This is a genomic window from Pseudomonas sp. TH07, from assembly GCF_016651285.1.
In the GTDB taxonomy this organism is placed as follows: Bacteria; Pseudomonadota; Gammaproteobacteria; order Pseudomonadales; family Pseudomonadaceae; genus Aquipseudomonas.
This window is the reverse complement of sequence record NZ_JAEKED010000001.1, coordinates 2,914,687-2,931,792: the sequence shown is the minus strand read 5'-3', so window position 1 is coordinate 2,931,792 and position 17,106 is coordinate 2,914,687. Positions and strand designations below refer to the sequence as shown.

Sequence of the window (17,106 nt, the reverse complement as noted above, 5' to 3'; positions counted from 1 at the left end):
AGCGAAAATTCTCCATCTAAACCAGGCAAAAGCGCATGCAGCTAGGGCAACAGTCACCCGTAGAAGTGCCATATTAGCCGCTTAGACTGATCCCGACCGCTGCACAAAGGTCGCAATCACCCCATTCGCGCAATACATTGCGACAAAGCCGGCCGCTGGGCGACGCCGAAGTCGCGCGGCCATGGCATAATCCGTGACCTTTAATTTTCGGCACCTGCAAAGGGGGCAATTCCTTGACCGTTTCAAGCAAAACGTTGCACCTTTTCGGCATCAAAGCCTGCGACACCATGAAAAAGGCGCGCACCTGGCTCGATGAACACGCTGTCAGCTATGACTTTCACGATTACAAAACCGCCGGCATCGACCGCGAACACTTGACCCAGTGGTGCAATGAGCACGGCTGGCAGGTGGTGTTGAACCGTGCAGGCACGACCTTTCGCAAACTCGAAGACGAACGCAAAGCCGATCTCGACCAGGCGAAAGCTATCGAACTGATGCTCGCACAACCCTCGATGATCAAGCGCCCGGTGCTCGATCTCGGTGACCGAACCCTGATTGGCTTCAAGCCAGATATTTATTCGGCGGCCCTCAAGTAGGCCTGCCCATTCATTTTTTGTAGAGGTAACAACATGTCCAATTCCCTGTTCAGCCTGGGCTTCGGCGTCGGCACTCAGAACCGCCAAGGTGCCTGGCTGGAAGTGTTCTACGCGCAGCCACTGCTCAACCCATCTGCCGAAATCATCGCGGCCATCGCCCCGGTACTGGGTTACACCGAAGGCAACCAGGCCATCACCTTCACCGTGGCCCAGGCCTCGCAACTGGCCGACGCACTGAAAAATGTCGATGCCGCCCAGGCTGCCCTGCTGACCCGCCTGGCCGAAAGCCACAAGCCGCTGGTCGCCACCCTGCTGGCCGAAGACGCCGCGCTGACCTCCACTCCCGAGGCCTACCTCAAGCTGCACCTGCTGTCCCATCGCCTGGTCAAGCCCCACGGCCTGAGCCTGGCGGGCGTATTCCCGCAGCTGCCGAACGTGGCCTGGACCAGCCAGGGCGCGATCGACATCAGCGAGCTGGCCGAGCGTCAACTGGAAGCCCGCCTGCGTGGCGACCTGCTGGAAGTGTTCTCGGTGGACAAGTTCCCGAAAATGACCGACTACGTGGTGCCAGCAGGCGTGCGTATCGCTGACAGCGCGCGTATCCGCCTGGGCGCCTACGTGGGCGAAGGCACCACCGTGATGCACGAAGGTTTCGTCAACTTCAACGCCGGCACCGAAGGCCCGGGCATGATCGAAGGCCGTGTTTCGGCTGGCGTATTCGTCGGCAAGGGCTCGGACCTGGGCGGCGGTTGCTCGACCATGGGCACCCTGTCGGGCGGCGGCAACATCGTGATCAAGGTCGGCGAAGGCTGCCTGATCGGCGCCAACGCCGGTATCGGTATCCCGTTGGGCGACCGCAACACCGTGGAATCGGGCCTGTACATCACCGCCGGGACCAAGGTTGCGCTGCTCGATGAAAACAACGCACTGGTCAAGGTGCTCAAGGCTCGCGAGCTGGCTGGCCAGCCGGACCTGTTGTTCCGTCGCAATTCGCAGACCGGCGCCGTGGAGTGCAAAACCCACAAGTCGGCCATCGAACTGAACGAAGCGCTGCACGCTCACAACTAGGATCTGTACCAAAACTCGCCGAGCAAAGATCAGGCGCGCCTGTTTTTAACGCCGCATGATCGAAGCGCAGGCAGTTGTCGTACAGAGACTAAGCAGCAACTCGCACCAGCAGCGTCCGGGCGCGTATCATCAGCGCCCGGCCTGCTTATACGAGTCCCGACCACCATGCTTGTGCCCTCCCCCTGGCGCGCCGATTTTCCGGCCATCGCCGCCCTGCAACGGCAAGACCAGACCTACCTGGACAACGCCGCCACCACGCAAAAGCCCCAAGCCCTGATTGACGCCCTGACCCATTACTACGCCAATGGCGCAGCCAATGTGCATCGCGCGCAGCACCTGCCCGGCGCCCATGCGACCCAAGCGTTCGAGGACAGCCGCAGCAAAGTGGCGCAATGGCTCAATGCCGGTGACAGCGGGCAGATCGTCTTCACCCACGGCGCGACTTCTGCGTTGAACCTCCTGGCCTACGGCCTGGAACACCAATTCAACCCGGGCGACGAGCTGGTCATCAGCGCCCTGGAGCACCACGCGAACCTGCTGCCGTGGCAGCAACTGGCGCAACGCCGCGGCCTGGAGCTGGTGGTCTTGCCCCTGGACACTGCCGGCCTGATCGATCTCGAAGCCGCCGCGCAGTTGATCGGCCCGCGCACCCGTTTGCTGGCCGTCAGCCAACTGTCGAACGTGCTCGGCGCCTGGCAGCCGCTGCCGCAATTGCTGGCCATGGCCAAGGCGCGGCAGGCGCTGACCGTGGTCGATGGCGCCCAGGGCGTGGTCCATGGTCGGCATGACGTGCAGGCGCTGGGCTGCGACTTTTATGTATTTTCCAGCCATAAGCTCTATGGGCCGGACGGCCTTGGGGTGCTGTACGGGCGCAACGAGGCGCTGCAAGGCCTGCGTCACTGGCAGTTCGGTGGCGAAATGGTGCAGGACGCTGAGTACCAGCACGCGACCTTCCGCCCTGCGCCCCTGGGTTATGAGGCGGGGACACCGCCCATCGCCAGCGTGATCGGCCTGGGCGCGACCCTGGACTACCTGGCCGGCCTCGACCAGGACGCGGTCGCCGCCCATGAAGCCGCGCTGCACGACTATCTGCTGCACGGCCTGCAGGCGCGCAAAGGCATCCGCCTGCTGGGCGCACCGCACTTGGCGCTGGCCAGTTTTGTGGTCGACGGCGTGCATAACGCCGACCTGGCGCACTTGCTCACCGAACAGGGCATCGCCGTACGCGCCGGGCATCACTGCGCCATGCCCCTGCTCAAAAGCTTCGGCCTGGCGGGGGCGATCCGGGTGTCGCTGGCGCTGTATAACGATTCCGCCGATCTGGAGCGCTTCTTCGAAGCCCTGGACCAGGCGCTGGAGATGTTGCGATGAGCCTGCCGGCCGAGGCGCTGCTGGCGTTGCAGACCTTTCAACAGGCCACCGGCTGGGAGCAGCGCGCGCGCCTGCTGATGCAATGGGGTGATCGCCTGCCGGCCCTGGACGACGTCGACAAGGTCGAGGCCAACCGGGTGCATGGCTGTGAAAGCCAGGTCTGGTTGCTGGGCGCGGTGCATGCAGGGCATTGGCAGTTTGCCGCCAGCAGCGACGCACGCCTGATTCGCGGGTTGGTCGCGTTGTTGCTGGCGCGGGTCAATGGCTTGTCGACCCAGGAGCTGCAAGAGGTGGACCTGCCCGACTGGTTCAACCAACTGGGCCTGTCGCGCCAGCTCTCCCCCTCCCGCAGCAACGGCCTCAACGCCGTGCTGCAACGCATGCGCGAACTGGCCCTGTAGCCGCTGCCGCAGGCTGCGCTGGCCGGTATGGCCTGTGGGCTGGGGCTGTGCCTGTGGGCGGTCAACTTGTTGCGGTATTGAAGGCCAGCGCAGCCTGGCGGCGGCTACGGGGTTACGCGGGTTTGACGCGCTCTGCGGGGCGGCGCACGCCGGCAACGAGCTTATCCACAGCCTTGGTGGCGGCGACCATGCCGAAAGTGGCGGTGACCATCATCACCGCACCGAAACCACCGGCGCAGTCGAGCTTGACCCCATCGCCGACAAAGCTCTTCTGCAGGCAGATGCTGCCATCGGGCTTCGGATAGCGCAGCTGCTCGGTGGAGAACACGCAGGGCACGCTGTAGTGGCGGGTCACGGTGCGTGAAAAACCGTAGTCCCGACGCAAGGTGGAGCGCACTTTGGAGGCCAGCGGGTCATTGAAGGTGCGGTTCAAGTCGCAGACCTGGATCAGCGTCGGGTCGATCTGCCCGCCCGCGCCACCGGTGGTGATGATCTGGATCTTGCGGCGTTTGCACCAGGCAATCAGCGCCGCCTTGGCGTTCACGCTGTCGATGCAGTCGATCACGCAGTCAATGTTGGGGGTGATGTACTCGGCCATGGTCTCGCGGGTGACGAAATCCGCCACCGGGTGCACGTTGCAGTCCGGGTTGATCCCGCGCAAACGCTCGGCCATGACCTCGACCTTGGGTTTGCCCACGGTGCTGTCCAGGGCATGCAACTGGCGGTTGCTGTTGCTGACGCAGACGTCGTCCAGGTCAAACAGCGAAATTTCGCCCACCCCGCAACGGGCAATGGCCTCGGCCGCCCAGGAGCCGACCCCGCCCACCCCGACGATCGCCACATGGGCCGCGCGCAAGCGTGCCAGGCCCTCGATGCCATATAAACGGGCGACGCCAGCAAACCGTGGATCTTCTGTGCTCATGACCATTACCTGAAAAACCGGCGCGCATTATAGGGCTTCGCAGCGACAAGTTTTAAGTTGCCAGCTACAAGTTAAGAACTTAAGAGCAAATACAGTGCCCAAGGTCTGGCTTTTCTTTGTGCGCTGTACGCTCAATTGAGGGCCGGTGTAGGATGCCCACCGTTTGGCGCCTGCCAACCCTTCCCTCGTTCCACACCTTTTGGAACCCGAAATAGCTATGTCATCGCGTAAATTTGGACTCAATCTGGTGGTGGTGCTGGCAATTGCTGCGCTCTTCACCGGTTTCTGGGCGCTGATCAATCGCCCGGTCACGGCCCCCAACTGGCCTGAACAGATCTCCGGTTTTTCCTACTCGCCTTTCCAGCAAGGCCAGTTCCCACAGAAAGACCAGTTCCCGTCCGACGACGAAATGCGTCGCGACCTGGAAATCATGAGCAAGCTGACCGACAACATCCGTACCTACTCGGTCGACGGCACCCTGCAGGACATCCCCAAGCTGGCTGAAGAGTTCGGCCTGCGCGTGACCCTCGGGATCTGGATCAGCCCGGACCAGGAGCGCAACGAACGGGAAATCACCCGCGCCATCGAACTGGCCAACAGCTCGCGCAGCGTAGTGCGGGTGGTGGTGGGTAACGAGGCGATCTTCCGCAAGGAAATCACCGCCGAAGAACTGAGCGTGATCCTGGATCGGGTCCGCGCGGCTGTGAAGGTCCCGGTGACCACCTCCGAGCAATGGCACGTCTGGGAAGAGAACCCGAGCCTGGCCAAGCACGTCGACCTGATTGCCGCTCACGTCCTGCCCTACTGGGAATTCGTGCCGGTGGATCAGGCCGGCCAGTTCGTGCTCGACCGTGCCCGCGACCTGAAAAAGATGTTCCCGAAAAAGCCGCTGCTGCTGTCCGAAGTCGGCTGGCCGAGCAACGGCCGCATGCGTGGCGGTGCTGATGCCAGCCCGGCGGATCAGGCGATCTACCTGCGCACCCTGGTCAACAAGCTCAACCGCCAGGGTTACAACTATTTCGTGATCGAAGCCTTCGACCAGCCGTGGAAGGCCAGCGACGAAGGTTCGGTGGGCGCCTACTGGGGCGTGTTCAACGCTGCGCGCCAGCAGAAATTCAACTTTGAAGGCCCGGTGGTGGCCATTCCGCAATGGCGCGTGCTGGCCATCGGCTCGGTGGTGCTGGCGCTGCTGTCCCTGACCCTGCTGATGATCGACGGCTCGGCACTGCGCCAGCGCGGTCGGACCTTCCTGACCTTTATCGCCTTCCTCTGCGGTTCGGTGCTGGTGTGGATCGGCTACGACTACAGCCAGCAATACAGCACCTGGTTCAGCCTGACGGTGGGTTTCCTGCTCGCCCTCGGTGCCCTCGGGGTGTTTATCGTGCTGCTGACCGAGGCCCATGAACTGGCTGAAGCGGTCTGGACCCACAAGCGGCGACGTGAATTCCTGCCAGTGGTGGGCGATTCCGACTACCGGCCGAAGGTCTCGATCCACGTGCCCTGCTACAACGAGCCGCCGGAGATGGTCAAACAGACCCTCGACGCCCTGGCCGCCCTCGACTATCCGGACTACGAAGTCCTGATCATCGACAACAACACCAAGGACCCCGCGGTCTGGGAGCCGGTGCAAGCCTACTGCGAGACCCTGGGCCCGCGCTTCAAGTTCTTCCACGTCGCGCCCCTGGCCGGTTTCAAGGGCGGTGCGCTGAACTACCTGATCCCGCATACCGCCAAGGACGCCGAAGTGATTGCGGTGATCGACTCCGACTACTGCGTCGATCCGAACTGGCTCAAGCACATGGTCCCGCACTTCGCCGACCCGAAAATCGCCGTGGTGCAGTCGCCACAGGATTATCGCGACCAGAACGAAAGCACCTTCAAGAAGCTCTGCTACGCCGAGTACAAGGGCTTCTTCCATATCGGCATGGTCACCCGCAACGACCGTGACGCGATCATCCAGCACGGCACCATGACCATGACCCGGCGCTCGGTGCTCGAAGAGCTGGGCTGGGCCGACTGGTGCATCTGCGAAGACGCCGAACTGGGCCTGCGGGTATTCGAAAAAGGCCTGTCGGCTGCGTATTACCACACCAGCTACGGCAAGGGCCTGATGCCCGATACCTTTATCGACTTCAAGAAACAGCGTTTCCGCTGGGCCTATGGGGCGATTCAGATCATCAAGCGGCACACCGCGAGCCTGTTGCGCGGCAAGGACACCGAGCTGACCCGTGGCCAGCGCTACCACTTCCTCGCGGGCTGGTTGCCGTGGGTGGCGGACGGCATGAACATCTTCTTCACCGTCGGCGCCCTGCTGTGGTCGGCGGCGATGATCATCGTGCCGCAACGGGTCGATCCGCCGCTGCTGATCTTCGCGATCCCGCCTTTGGCGCTGTTCGTGTTCAAGGTCGGCAAGATCATTTTCCTCTACCGTCGCGCGGTAGGGGTCAACCTCAAGGATGCGTTCTGCGCGGCCCTGGCGGGCCTGGCGTTGTCCCACACCATCGCCAAGGCGGTGCTGTACGGCTTCTTCACCAGCAGCATTCCGTTCTTCCGCACCCCGAAGAATGCCGATAACCACGGCTTCTGGGTGGCGATCTCGGAAGCTCGGGAAGAGGTGTTCATCATGCTCCTGCTGTGGGGCGCGGCGCTGGGGATCTTCCTGGTGCAGGGCCTGCCGAGCAACGACATGCGCTTCTGGGTGACCATGCTGCTGGTGCAGTCGCTGCCGTATCTGGCCGCGCTGATCATGGCGTTCCTGTCGTCGCTGCCTAAACCGGCGGTGGAAACAGAGGCGGCACCGGCGGTCTAAATCCGCAGCAACGACTAAACGGCGGCCTCTGGCCGCCGTTTTGCTTTAAGATATCCGCCATTTTGCGCGCCCCCCATTACCTGTAGGAGCTGGCTTGCCAGCGATCAAAACCACGCGGTGTCCCTGATAAACCGCCACCGCCGGCAAACCGGCCCCTACATAACGCCCTGCACCGGAGTTTTCCCATGACGGCCCCCGCCGAGCTTTCGCCGACCCTGCAACTCGCCTGTGACCTGATCCGTCGTCCGTCGGTGACCCCGATCGATGCCGACTGCCAGAAGCTGATGATGCAGCGCCTGGGTGATGCCGGTTTTGCGCTCGAGCCGATGCGCATCGAGGATGTGGATAACTTCTGGGCCACCCATGGCAAGCATCCCGGCCCGGTCCTGTGCTTTGCCGGTCACACCGACGTGGTGCCCACCGGCCCGGTCCAGGCCTGGCAGAACGACCCGTTCCAGGCTCTGATCGACGAACACGGCATGCTCTGCGGGCGAGGCGCTGCTGATATGAAAGGCAGCCTGGCGGCGATGCTGGTAGCCGCCGAGCGTTTCGTCGGCGACTACCCGGACCACAAGGGCTCTGTGGCGTTCTTGATCACCAGCGACGAAGAAGGCCCGGCCCATCACGGCACCAAGGCTGTGGTCGAACGCCTGGCCGCGCGCAAGGAGCGCCTGGACTGGTGCATCGTCGGCGAGCCGTCGAGCACCAGCCTGGTCGGTGATGTGGTCAAGAACGGCCGGCGCGGCTCCCTCGGCGCCACGCTCACCGTGCGCGGCGTGCAGGGCCACGTGGCCTACCCGCACCTGGCCAAGAACCCGATCCACCTCGCCGCTCCGGCCCTGGCCGAACTGGCCGCCGAGCACTGGGACAACGGCAACAGCTTCTTCCCGCCGACCAGCTTCCAGATCTCCAACCTCAATTCCGGCACCGGCGCGACCAACGTGATCCCCGGTGACCTGGTGGCGGTGTTCAACTTCCGTTTCTCCACCGAGTCGACGGTCGAGGCCCTGCAACAACGGGTCGCCGCCATCCTCGACAAACATGGCCTGGACTGGCACGTCGAATGGGCGCTGTCGGGCCTACCGTTCCTCACCGAGCCGGGCGCCCTGCTCGACGCCGTATCGGCGAGCATCAAGCAGATCACCGGCCGCGAAACCAAGGCGTCCACCAGTGGCGGTACTTCCGACGGTCGCTTTATCGCGACCATGGGCACCCAGGTGGTCGAGTTGGGCCCGGTGAATGCCACCATCCACCAGGTCAACGAGCGGATCCTGGCCAGCGACCTCGACGTGCTGACCGAAATCTACTACCAGACCCTGATCAAGTTGCTCGCCTGATGCTCGCCTGTCCCATTTGCAGCGCACCGCTGGGCAGCGTCGAGAATGGCGTGGCATGCCCGGTCGGCCACCGTTTCGACCGCGCGCGCCAGGGTTACCTCAACCTGCTGCCGGTGCAGCACAAGAACAGCCGTGACCCGGGTGACAACCAGGCCATGGTCGAAGCTCGCCGCGATTTCCTCAACGCCGGGCATTACGCCCCCGTGGCCCGGCGCCTGGCGGAACTGGCCGCCGAGCGCGCCCCCCAGCGCTGGGTCGATATCGGTTGTGGCGAGGGTTACTACACTGCGCAAATCGCCGAGGCCCTGCCCGAGGCCGATGGTTATGCCCTGGATATCTCCCGCGAGGCGGTCAAGCGCGCCTGTCGACGCAACCCGCACCTGACCTGGTTGATCGCCAGCATGGCGCGCATTCCCCTGGCTGACGCCAGCTGCCAGTTTCTGGCCAGCGTGTTCAGCCCCCTGGACTGGGAAGAAGCCAAGCGCCTGCTCAGCCCCGGTGGCGGCCTGATGAAAGTCGGCCCCACCAGCGGCCACTTGATGGAGCTGCGCGAACGCCTGTACGACGAAGTGCGCGAGTACACCGATGACAAGCACCTGGCCCTGGTTCCCGAGGGCATGAGCCTGCAACACAGCGAAACCCTGGAGTTCACCTTGAACCTGGACCAGCCCCAGGACCGTGCCAACCTGCTGGCCATGACCCCTCATGGCTGGCGCGCCAGCGCCGAACGCCGGGCCGAGGTCATCGAGCAGGCCGAGCCGCTCAAGGTCAGCGTGTCGATGCGCTACGATTATTTCGTGCTGCAATAACCCTTTAACCCAAGGCCTTGAGCATCTGCCCGAGGCCGAATAAATCCGCGAATGGATTTTTCAGACCCGCAGTGAGGACATCCATGCGCCAACCCGATATCGAGATTTACCTGAAAGACGCCGACGTCGACTACAAGGCGATTGCCGCCTGGCTCGGCACCGCCCTGGGCCCTTGCACCGACTGGGTTCAGAAAGGCCAGACCTACAAGTGCAAGGCCGGCAATGTCCCGGTCACCTGGCTGCCCAAGGCCGTGGGCAAGTGGAACAGCCTGTACCTGGAGAGCGACCAGACGCCGTGGGAAGACGACATCGCCTGCGCCCGCGCCGCCTTTGCCGCGCTGAACGTTGAAGTGCGTTGCGCACCCGGCAGTTGGGTCGAGGAAGAAGGTGAGGAGTCGGCTGATCGCTGGATGCGCATCAGCGCCGATGGCGAAGAAGAAATTACCTGGCGTACTGCCTGATTGCGAAGGCCCCATGCGCGGCATGGGGCCTTTCGAAGCGCTGGAGGCTGAGCCTGGCCAGCGACCGGATTACAGGCCGACCACGTCTTCGGCCTGCAAGCCTTTCTGCCCTTCCACCACCGCGTATTCCACTTGCTGGCCTTCGAGCAGCGAGCGATGGCCTTCGCCACGGATCGCGCGGTAGTGCACAAACACGTCCGCACCACCCTCACGCTGGATAAAGCCATAGCCCTTGGCGTCGTTGAACCACTTCACATTGCCGGTCTCGCGAGTAGACATGAATCGGTACTCCATCTTTTTATTATGGGATTGGCTCTGGAAAACAGAACCTTGAACGCGTGTCTTGAGAACTTTCGTCAGCATTGGGTAATCCATATGCCGGGTTGACGAGCCCGGCGGACAGCCGGCCGAGTATATGACAGGCAGAAAAACTCTCAACTCAATATTAACGGGTGGCTTTTTTGCCGAACTTCGGCGAATACGGCACACTGTCGAACCCGAGCAACTGCTCGGTTTTCACTCACTTACGCAGAAGCCGTATGACCCGCTCTCCGATCCGTCGTCTTGTGTTTGGCACCTTGCGCCGACTGTTGTACCTCTGGGTTCGCTCGGAGACGATCAACCAGTCGTCCTTCACCCTTAACCTCGACCGCAGCCGGCCGGTGTTCTACGTCCTGCAAAACCCATCGCTGACCGACCTGGCAGTGGTCGACGCCGAATGCACCAAGGCCGGCCTGCCGCGCCCGGTGCTGCCGGTCTCGGTGGGCAACCTGATGGAACCCGCGGCCTTTTTCTACCTGACCCCGGAGCCCGACTGGCTCGGCCGCCAGGACAAACGCGGCGCGCCACCGACCCTGACCCGACTGGTCAGCGCCCTGACCCAGAACGCCGCCGAAGACGCCCAGATCATTCCAGTCAGCGTGTTCTGGGGCCAGTCGCCAGACAGCGAATCCAGCCCCTGGAAGTTGCTGTTCGCCGACAGCTGGGCCGTCACCGGGCGCCTGCGCCGGCTGTTGAGCATCATGATCCTGGGGCGCAAGACCCGGGTGCAGTTCTCGGCACCGATCCACCTGCGCGAGCTGATCGAACACAACAAGGGCCACGAACGCACCGTGCGCATGGCCCAGCGCATCCTGCGGGTGCACTTTCGCAACCTCAAGGCCGCCGTTATCGGCCCGGACATCTCCCACCGACGCAACCTGGTCAAGGGCCTGCTCAACCAGCCCCTGGTCAAGCAGGCAATCCTCGACGAAGCCGAGCGCGAGAAGATCACCCCGGAAAAAGCCAAGGCCCAAGCCCTGCGCTATGGCAACGAGATCGCCTCGGACTACACCTACACCGCGATCCGTTTCCTGGAAGTGGTGCTGAGCTGGTTCTGGAACAAGATCTACGACGGGATCAAGGTCAACAACATCGAAGGCGTGCAAAAGGTCGCCCAGGGGCACGAGGTGATCTATGTGCCCTGCCACCGCAGCCATATCGACTACCTGCTGCTGTCCTACCTGCTGTTCCGCAACGGCCTGACCCCGCCACACATCGCCGCCGGGATCAACCTCAACATGCCGGTGATCGGCAGCCTGCTGCGGCGCGGCGGCGCGTTTTTCATGCGTCGCACCTTCAAGGGCAACCCGCTGTACACCTCGGTGTTCAACGAATACCTGCACACCCTGTTCACCAAGGGCTTCCCGGTGGAGTACTTCGTCGAGGGCGGGCGCTCGCGCACCGGGCGCATGCTGCAACCCAAGACCGGGATGCTGGCGATCACCCTGCGCAGCTTCCTGCGCAACTCGCGCATGCCGATCGTCTTCGTACCGGTGTACATCGGCTACGAGCGCGTGCTGGAAGGCCGCACCTACCTGGGTGAGCTGCGCGGCGCGAGCAAGAAGAAAGAGTCGATCTTCGACATCTTCAAAGTCATCGGCGCACTCAAGCAGCGCTTCGGCCAGGTCGCGGTGAACTTCGGCGAGCCGATCAAGCTGGCCGAATTCCTCGATCAGGAGCAACCGGACTGGCGCGCCCAGGAGCTGGGCCCGCAGTTCCGCCCGGCCTGGCTCAATGACACCACCAACCGCCTGGGCGAGCGTGTGGCCCAGCACCTGAACGAAGCGGCGGCGATCAACCCGGTCAACCTGGTGGCCCTGGCCCTGCTTTCCACCAGTCGCCTGGCCCTGGACGATCGCGCTATGGCTCGGGTCCTCGACCTGTACCTGGCGCTGCTGCGACGCGTGCCCTACTCGGCCCACACCACCCTGCCCGAGGGCGATGGTCAGGCACTGATCAAGCACGTCAAAGATATGGACCTGCTGTCCGAGCAGAGCGATGCCCTGGGCAAGATCCTGTATCTGGATGAGCAGAACGCCGTCCTGATGACCTACTACCGCAACAACGTGCTGCATATCTTTGCCTTGCCGGCGCTGCTGGCGAGTTTCTTCCAGAGCTCGTCGCGCATGAGCCGCGAGCAGATCCTGCGTTACACCCGCGCGCTCTACCCCTACCTGCAGGCAGAGCTGTTCATTCGCTGGTCGCTGGAGGAGTTGGACGCGGTGGTCGATCAGTGGCTGGAAGCGTTCGTCGAACAAGGCCTGCTGCGCTTTGAAGGCGAGGTTTACCTGCGGCCGGCCCCCAGCTCACGGCATTTTGTGCTGCTGACCCTGCTCTCCAAAAGCATCGCCCAGACCCTGCAACGCTTCTACATGGCCATCTCGCTGCTGCTCAACAGCGGCCAGAACAGCATCAGCGCCGAGGAGCTGGAAGACCTGTGCACGGTCATGGCCCAGCGCCTGTCGATCCTGCATGGCTTGAATGCCCCGGAGTTCTTCGACAAGAGCCTGTTCCGCCACTTTATCCAGACCCTGCTCGACGTCGGCGTGCTGCGCCGCGACGAAGCCGGCAAGCTGAGTTATCACCCGGCCCTCGGCGAGTTGGCCGAAGGTGCGGCCAAGCGCGTATTGCCGGCGGACATCCGCCTGTCGATCCGCCAGGTCGCGTTGCACCGCAGCGAGGACGCCAGCGAAGACGCCGCCGAGCAGCTCGCAGCCCCCGTACAAACCGACTAGATTCTTACTGGCGCCAGGTTGTCGCTGGCGCCTTAGACGGAGATCCACCATGAAAAAAATCTGCCTGCTGGCCGTCAGCACTTTACTTGGCGCCTGTCAGACCCTGCACCCCGCGGCCAAGGCCGACCTTTCAGGAGAAGTGTTCTACCTGCAACGCATCGCCCTGCCACCGGCGGCGACCCTGAGTGTCAGCCTGCAGGACGTGTCCCTGGCCGATGCGCCGGCGGTGGTCCTGGCCGGGCAGAAAGGCCCGGTCAAGGGCCAGGTTCCGCTACCCTTCCACCTCAGCTACGACCCGGCCCAGGTCAAGCCCGGCCACCGCTACTCGGTGAGTGCGCGGATCGAGGTCGATGGCCAGCTCATCTTTATCAGCACCGAACATCACGCAGTCAACCTCGACGGCCAGGATCCTCAGCCGTTGAAAATCCGCGTCGACGCCGTCCGTTAATCCCCCTTGAACAAGGAAGCCGCCATGCTCCGCTCCTCCCTTCGCTTCACCGGCCTGTGTGCAGGCCTGCTGCTGTCCGCCAGCGCCCTGGCCCTGTCGCTCAGCGACCTGTCCCAGAGTGACGCCAGCGGCGGCCTCAAGGACGCCCTGACCCAAGGCGCGCAAATCGCCGTCAAGCAACTGGGTACCCCGGGTGGTTTCAGCAACAACCCCGAGGTGCGCATCGAGCTGCCGGGCAACCTGGGCAAAGTCGCGAAAAAGATGAAGCAGTTCGGCATGGGCGATCAGGTCGACCAGTTGGAAACCAGCATGAACAAAGCCGCCGAGGCCGCTGTGCCGCAAGCCCAGGCACTGCTGGTGGATGCCGTGAAGAAAATGACCGTGGCCGATGCCAAGGGCATCCTCAGCGGTGGCAATGATTCCGCGACCCAATACCTGAACAAGTCGAGCCGCGAGCAGATTCGCGCCAAGTTCCTGCCCATCGTCAAACAAGCCACCGATCAGGTGGGCCTGGCCAAGCAGTACAACTCGTTCGCCGGCCAGGCCGCGACCCTTGGCGTGGTGGATGCCAAGAGCGCCAATATCGAAAGCTACGTCACCGAAAAAGCCCTCGACGGCCTGTTCGAAATGATTGGCAAGCAGGAAGAAACCATTCGCCAGAACCCGGCAGCCGCTGCCACCAGCCTGGCCAAGAAAGTCTTCGGCACCCTGTAAAACCCCGCACCCCACCGGTGCCCGGGAGCAACTCCCGGGCGCTGGCTGCTAAGTCTTCTTGATCCTGAACCACGCCGCATACAACGCCGGCAGGAACAGCAGGGTCAACGCCGTCGCCACAATCAAGCCCCCCATGATCGCCACCGCCATCGGTCCGAAGAACACGCTGCGTGACAGCGGGATCATCGCCAGCACCGCCGCCAGCGCGGTCAGCACGATTGGGCGGAAACGCCGTACCGTGGCTTCGATAATCGCATCCCAGGGTTTGAGGCCAGCGCTGATGTCCTGCTCGATCTGATCCACCAGGATCACCGAGTTGCGCATGATCATCCCGGACAGGGCGATGGTGCCGAGCATTGCCACAAAGCCGAAGGGCTGGCGGAACACAATCAGGAACAGGGTCACGCCGATCAGCCCCAGGGGCGCGGTGAGGAACACCATGACCGTGCGCGAGAAGCTGCGCAGTTGCAGCATCAGCAAGGTCAGCACCACCACGATAAACAGCGGCACACCGGCCTTCACCGAGTTCTGGCCACGGGTCGAGTCTTCGACGGTGCCGCCCACGTCCAGCAGGTAGCCGTCAGGCAGCTCGGCACGGATCGGCTCCAGGGTCGGCAGAATCTGCTTCACCAGGGTCACCGGTTGTTCCTGGCCATAGATATCGGCACGGACCGTGACGTTCGGCAGGCGGTTGTAGCGCCAGATAATGCCCTCTTCGAAGCCGTACTCCAGGGTAGCAATCTGTGACAACGACACGCTTTTGCCGTTGTCGGTAGGCACCGAGAGGCTCGGCAGCAACGACAGTTCGGTGCGCTCATGCACGGTGCCCCGCAGCAGGATCTCGATCAACTCGTTGTCCTCGCGGTACTGGCTGACGCTGGAGCCGGACAGCGAGCTTTGCAGGAACTTCGACAGGTTCGCGGTGCTCACCCCCAGGGCCCGCGCCCGGTCCTGGTCGACGTTGAGGTACACCACCTTGCTCGGTTCTTCCCAGTCCAGGTGCACGTTGACCACATGCGGGTTCTCGCGGACCTTGGCTGCCACCTTGCGCGCCAGGGCGCGCACCTCGGCGATGTTCTCCCCCGACAGCCGGAACTGCACCGGGTAACCCACGGGCGGGCCGTTTTCCAGGCGCGTGACCCGCGAGCGCAAGGCCGGGAACTGTTCATTGAGGGTTGCGATCAGCCAGCTGCGCAGGGCTTCACGTTCCTCGATGGTCTTGGCCAGCACCACGAACTGGGCAAAGCTTGCCGCCGGCAGTTGCTGATCCAGGGGCAGATAGAAACGCGGTGACCCGGTGCCGATATAGGCCACGTAGTTATCGATCCCCGCGTGGTCCTTGAGCATCGCTTCCAGGCGCTTGACCTGCTCGGCGGTGTTGCTCAGGGAGGCGCCTTCGGCCAGCTTCAGATCGACCATCAATTCCAGGCGGCCCGAAGCCGGGAAGAACTGCTGCGGCACGAAGCGGAACAGCACCACCGAGGCCACGAACAGCACCACGGTCAGGGTGATCACGGTCTTGCGCCGCCGCACGCACCAGCCCACCAGACCCCGTACCCGCTGATAGAACGGCGTGCCGTACGGGTCCGGCTGGCCGTCGCCGGTGCCGTGCTTGGCGGCATGAATCTTCGCCAGGTCCGGCAGCAGTTTTTCACCCAGGTACGGCACGAACACCACCGCGGCAATCCACGAGGCGATCAGGGCAATGGTCACCACCTGGAAAATCGAACGGGTATACTCGCCGGTGCCGGACTGCGCGGTGGCAATCGGCAGGAAGCCGGCAGCGGTGATCAGGGTCCCGGTGAGCATCGGGAACGCGGTGCTGGTCCAGGCGAAGCTGGCGGCCTTGATCCGGTCGTAGCCCTGCTCCATCTTGATCGCCATCATTTCCACGGCAATGATCGCGTCGTCCACCAACAGGCCCAGGGCCAGGACCAGCGCCCCCAGGGAAATCTTGTGCAGGCCGATGCCCAGGTAATACATGGTGGCAAACGTCATCGCCAACACCAGGGGAATCGCCAGTGCCACCACCATGCCGGTGCGCACGCCTAGGGAGAAGAAGCTCACCAGCAACACGATCGCCAGGGCCTCGACCAGCACCTGGACAAACTCGCCGACCCCGGTTTTCACCGCCGCCGGCTGGTCAGACACCTTGCGCAGCTCCATGCCGGCCGGCAGATGCTTCTGGATCCGCGCAAACTCGACCTCCAGCGCCTTGCCCAGGACCAGGATGTCGCCACCGTCCTTCATCGCCACGGCCAGGCCTATGGCGTCTTCCCCCATAAAGCGCATGCGGGGCGATGGCGGGTCGCTGAAACCACGGTGCACATCCGCCACATCGGCGATGCGGAAGGTGCGATTGTCGACGCGAATCGGGAAGTTCCGGATCTGCTCGACGCTCTGGAAATTACCGGAAACCCGCAGTTGCAGGCGCTCGCTGGAGGTCTCGAAGAAGCCAGCGGTAGATACCGCGTTCTGCTCCTGCAACGCCTGCTGCACCGCAGCCAGGGGCAGGCCGAGGGTGGCCAGCTTGACGTTCGACAGCTCGATCCAGATTTTCTCGTCCTGCAAACCCAGCAGGTCGACCTTGCCCACGTCCTTGACCCGTTGCAGTTGGATCTGCACGCGGTCGGCGTAATCCTTGAGCACCGCGTAGTCAAAACCGTCGCCGGTCAGGGCATAGATGTTGCCGAAGGTGGTGCCGAACTCATCGTTGAAAAAAGGCCCCTGCACACCCGGTGGCAGGTTCTGGCGGATATCGCTGACCTTCTTGCGCACCTGATACCAGAGGTCGGGGATCTCTGCCGAGTGCATCGAGTCCCGGGCAACGAAACGCACCTGGGATTCGCCAGGGCGCGAGAAAGAGATGATCCGGTCGTACTCGCCGGTTTCCATCAGCTTCTTTTCAATACGCTCGGTGACCTGGCGCGAGACTTCCTCGGCGGTGGCCCCCGGCCAACTGGTCTGGATGACCATGGCCTTGAAGGTAAAGGGCGGGTCTTCGCTCTGCCCCAACTTGGTGTAGGACAAGGCGCCGACCGTGGCCAGCAGCAGCATCAGGAACAGGACGATCTGGCGATTGCGCAACGCCCATGCAGAAAGGTTGAAACCCAT

At 63.2% G+C, this 17,106-nt stretch carries 14 protein-coding genes; 11 read left to right on the top strand and 3 right to left on the bottom strand.

The annotated features are described in order from the left end of the window. Positions 1–233 precede the first annotated feature (233 nt). The 4 genes from JFU57_RS13635 (at position 234) to JFU57_RS13620 (ending at position 3,436) form a co-directional block, all read left to right on the top strand. Positions 234–596 carry an ArsC family reductase gene (locus tag JFU57_RS13635; protein WP_043229113.1) on the top strand — a complete coding sequence of 121 codons (363 nt, stop codon included), beginning with the start codon at positions 234–236 and terminating at the stop codon, positions 594–596. 33 nt (positions 597–629) lie between these two features. Further along, entirely contained in the window at positions 630–1,664 is a 1,035-nt protein-coding gene (gene dapD, locus JFU57_RS13630) for a 2,3,4,5-tetrahydropyridine-2,6-dicarboxylate N-succinyltransferase (protein ID WP_078470064.1), read from the top strand. Between the two features lie 165 nt (positions 1,665–1,829). Continuing rightward, positions 1,830–3,035, top strand: a complete 1,206-nt coding sequence (locus JFU57_RS13625; RefSeq protein WP_201129626.1) for an aminotransferase class V-fold PLP-dependent enzyme — start codon at positions 1,830–1,832, stop codon at positions 3,033–3,035. Next, a complete protein-coding gene (locus tag JFU57_RS13620) occupies positions 3,032–3,436 on the top strand; it encodes a SufE family protein (protein WP_078470062.1) in 405 nt (134 codons plus the stop codon). Before JFU57_RS13625 ends, JFU57_RS13620 begins: the two co-directional genes overlap by 4 nt. Before the next feature lie 112 nt (positions 3,437–3,548). On the opposite strand, the gene tcdA is transcribed toward JFU57_RS13620, so the two are convergent. Then, positions 3,549–4,358 carry a tRNA cyclic N6-threonylcarbamoyladenosine(37) synthase TcdA gene (gene tcdA, locus JFU57_RS13615; RefSeq protein ID WP_421547964.1) on the bottom strand — a complete coding sequence of 270 codons (810 nt, stop codon included), beginning with the start codon at positions 4,356–4,358 and terminating at the stop codon, positions 3,549–3,551. Between the two features lie 217 nt (positions 4,359–4,575). On the opposite strand from tcdA, the gene JFU57_RS13610 reads away from it, so the two are divergent. The 4 genes from JFU57_RS13610 (at position 4,576) to JFU57_RS13595 (ending at position 9,774) form a co-directional block, all read left to right on the top strand. Continuing rightward, on the top strand, positions 4,576–7,167 hold the full coding sequence (locus JFU57_RS13610) for a glycosyltransferase (RefSeq protein WP_201129623.1): 2,592 nt from the start codon (positions 4,576–4,578) through the stop codon (positions 7,165–7,167). Positions 7,168–7,352: 185 nt separating this feature from the next. After that, positions 7,353–8,504, top strand: coding sequence for a succinyl-diaminopimelate desuccinylase (dapE, locus tag JFU57_RS13605; protein WP_020296633.1), 1,152 nt, complete (start codon positions 7,353–7,355; stop codon positions 8,502–8,504). Next, positions 8,504–9,313 carry a putative RNA methyltransferase gene (locus JFU57_RS13600; RefSeq protein WP_201129622.1) on the top strand — a complete coding sequence of 270 codons (810 nt, stop codon included), beginning with the start codon at positions 8,504–8,506 and terminating at the stop codon, positions 9,311–9,313. The genes dapE and JFU57_RS13600 overlap by 1 nt, the downstream gene beginning before the upstream one ends. Positions 9,314–9,396: 83 nt before the next feature. Next, complete coding sequence (locus JFU57_RS13595; RefSeq protein WP_020296635.1) at positions 9,397–9,774, top strand: hypothetical protein; 378 nt, start codon at positions 9,397–9,399, stop codon at positions 9,772–9,774. Positions 9,775–9,843: 69 nt separating this feature from the next. Here JFU57_RS13595 and JFU57_RS13590 read toward each other — a convergent pair whose 3' ends face one another. Then, on the bottom strand, positions 9,844–10,053 hold the full coding sequence (locus JFU57_RS13590) for a cold-shock protein (protein ID WP_020296636.1): 210 nt from the start codon (positions 10,051–10,053) through the stop codon (positions 9,844–9,846). A gap of 260 nt (positions 10,054–10,313) precedes the next feature. On the opposite strand from JFU57_RS13590, the gene plsB reads away from it, so the two are divergent. From plsB to JFU57_RS13575, 3 genes are read left to right on the top strand one after another with little or no spacing between them, the layout of a single operon-like run. Further along, the gene (gene plsB / locus JFU57_RS13585) at positions 10,314–12,830 is read left to right on the top strand and encodes a glycerol-3-phosphate 1-O-acyltransferase PlsB (protein WP_078470058.1); all 2,517 of its coding nucleotides are present in this window, start codon (positions 10,314–10,316) and stop codon (positions 12,828–12,830) included. A gap of 49 nt (positions 12,831–12,879) precedes the next feature. Continuing rightward, on the top strand, positions 12,880–13,278 hold the full coding sequence (locus tag JFU57_RS13580; protein WP_201129621.1) for a YbaY family lipoprotein: 399 nt from the start codon (positions 12,880–12,882) through the stop codon (positions 13,276–13,278). Positions 13,279–13,302: 24 nt separating this feature from the next. After that, the gene (locus tag JFU57_RS13575; protein ID WP_078470056.1) at positions 13,303–13,992 is read left to right on the top strand and encodes a DUF4197 domain-containing protein; all 690 of its coding nucleotides are present in this window, start codon (positions 13,303–13,305) and stop codon (positions 13,990–13,992) included. A 48-nt stretch (positions 13,993–14,040) separates the two neighbouring features. Here JFU57_RS13575 and JFU57_RS13570 read toward each other — a convergent pair whose 3' ends face one another. Beyond that, the gene (locus JFU57_RS13570) at positions 14,041–17,106 is read right to left on the bottom strand and encodes an efflux RND transporter permease subunit (protein WP_078470055.1); all 3,066 of its coding nucleotides are present in this window, start codon (positions 17,104–17,106) and stop codon (positions 14,041–14,043) included.

What these genes read in the sequence shown, in the direction of transcription:
- JFU57_RS13595 (WP_020296635.1), top strand. Translation starts at nt 9,397, where the DNA reads ATGCGCCAACCCGATATCGAGATTTACCTGAAAGACGCCGACGTCGAC.
- JFU57_RS13590 (WP_020296636.1), bottom strand. Translation starts at nt 10,053, where the DNA reads ATGTCTACTCGCGAGACCGGCAATGTGAAGTGGTTCAACGACGCCAAG.
- JFU57_RS13570 (WP_078470055.1), bottom strand. Translation starts at nt 17,106, where the DNA reads ATGGGTTTCAACCTTTCTGCATGGGCGTTGCGCAATCGCCAGATCGTC.
- plsB (WP_078470058.1), top strand. Translation starts at nt 10,314, where the DNA reads ATGACCCGCTCTCCGATCCGTCGTCTTGTGTTTGGCACCTTGCGCCGA.
- JFU57_RS13580 (WP_201129621.1), top strand. Translation starts at nt 12,880, where the DNA reads ATGAAAAAAATCTGCCTGCTGGCCGTCAGCACTTTACTTGGCGCCTGT.
- JFU57_RS13610 (WP_201129623.1), top strand. Translation starts at nt 4,576, where the DNA reads ATGTCATCGCGTAAATTTGGACTCAATCTGGTGGTGGTGCTGGCAATT.
- JFU57_RS13625 (WP_201129626.1), top strand. Translation starts at nt 1,830, where the DNA reads ATGCTTGTGCCCTCCCCCTGGCGCGCCGATTTTCCGGCCATCGCCGCC.
- dapE (WP_020296633.1), top strand. Translation starts at nt 7,353, where the DNA reads ATGACGGCCCCCGCCGAGCTTTCGCCGACCCTGCAACTCGCCTGTGAC.
- JFU57_RS13575 (WP_078470056.1), top strand. Translation starts at nt 13,303, where the DNA reads ATGCTCCGCTCCTCCCTTCGCTTCACCGGCCTGTGTGCAGGCCTGCTG.
- JFU57_RS13600 (WP_201129622.1), top strand. Translation starts at nt 8,504, where the DNA reads ATGCTCGCCTGTCCCATTTGCAGCGCACCGCTGGGCAGCGTCGAGAAT.
- JFU57_RS13620 (WP_078470062.1), top strand. Translation starts at nt 3,032, where the DNA reads ATGAGCCTGCCGGCCGAGGCGCTGCTGGCGTTGCAGACCTTTCAACAG.
- tcdA (WP_421547964.1), bottom strand. Translation starts at nt 4,358, where the DNA reads ATGAGCACAGAAGATCCACGGTTTGCTGGCGTCGCCCGTTTATATGGC.
- dapD (WP_078470064.1), top strand. Translation starts at nt 630, where the DNA reads ATGTCCAATTCCCTGTTCAGCCTGGGCTTCGGCGTCGGCACTCAGAAC.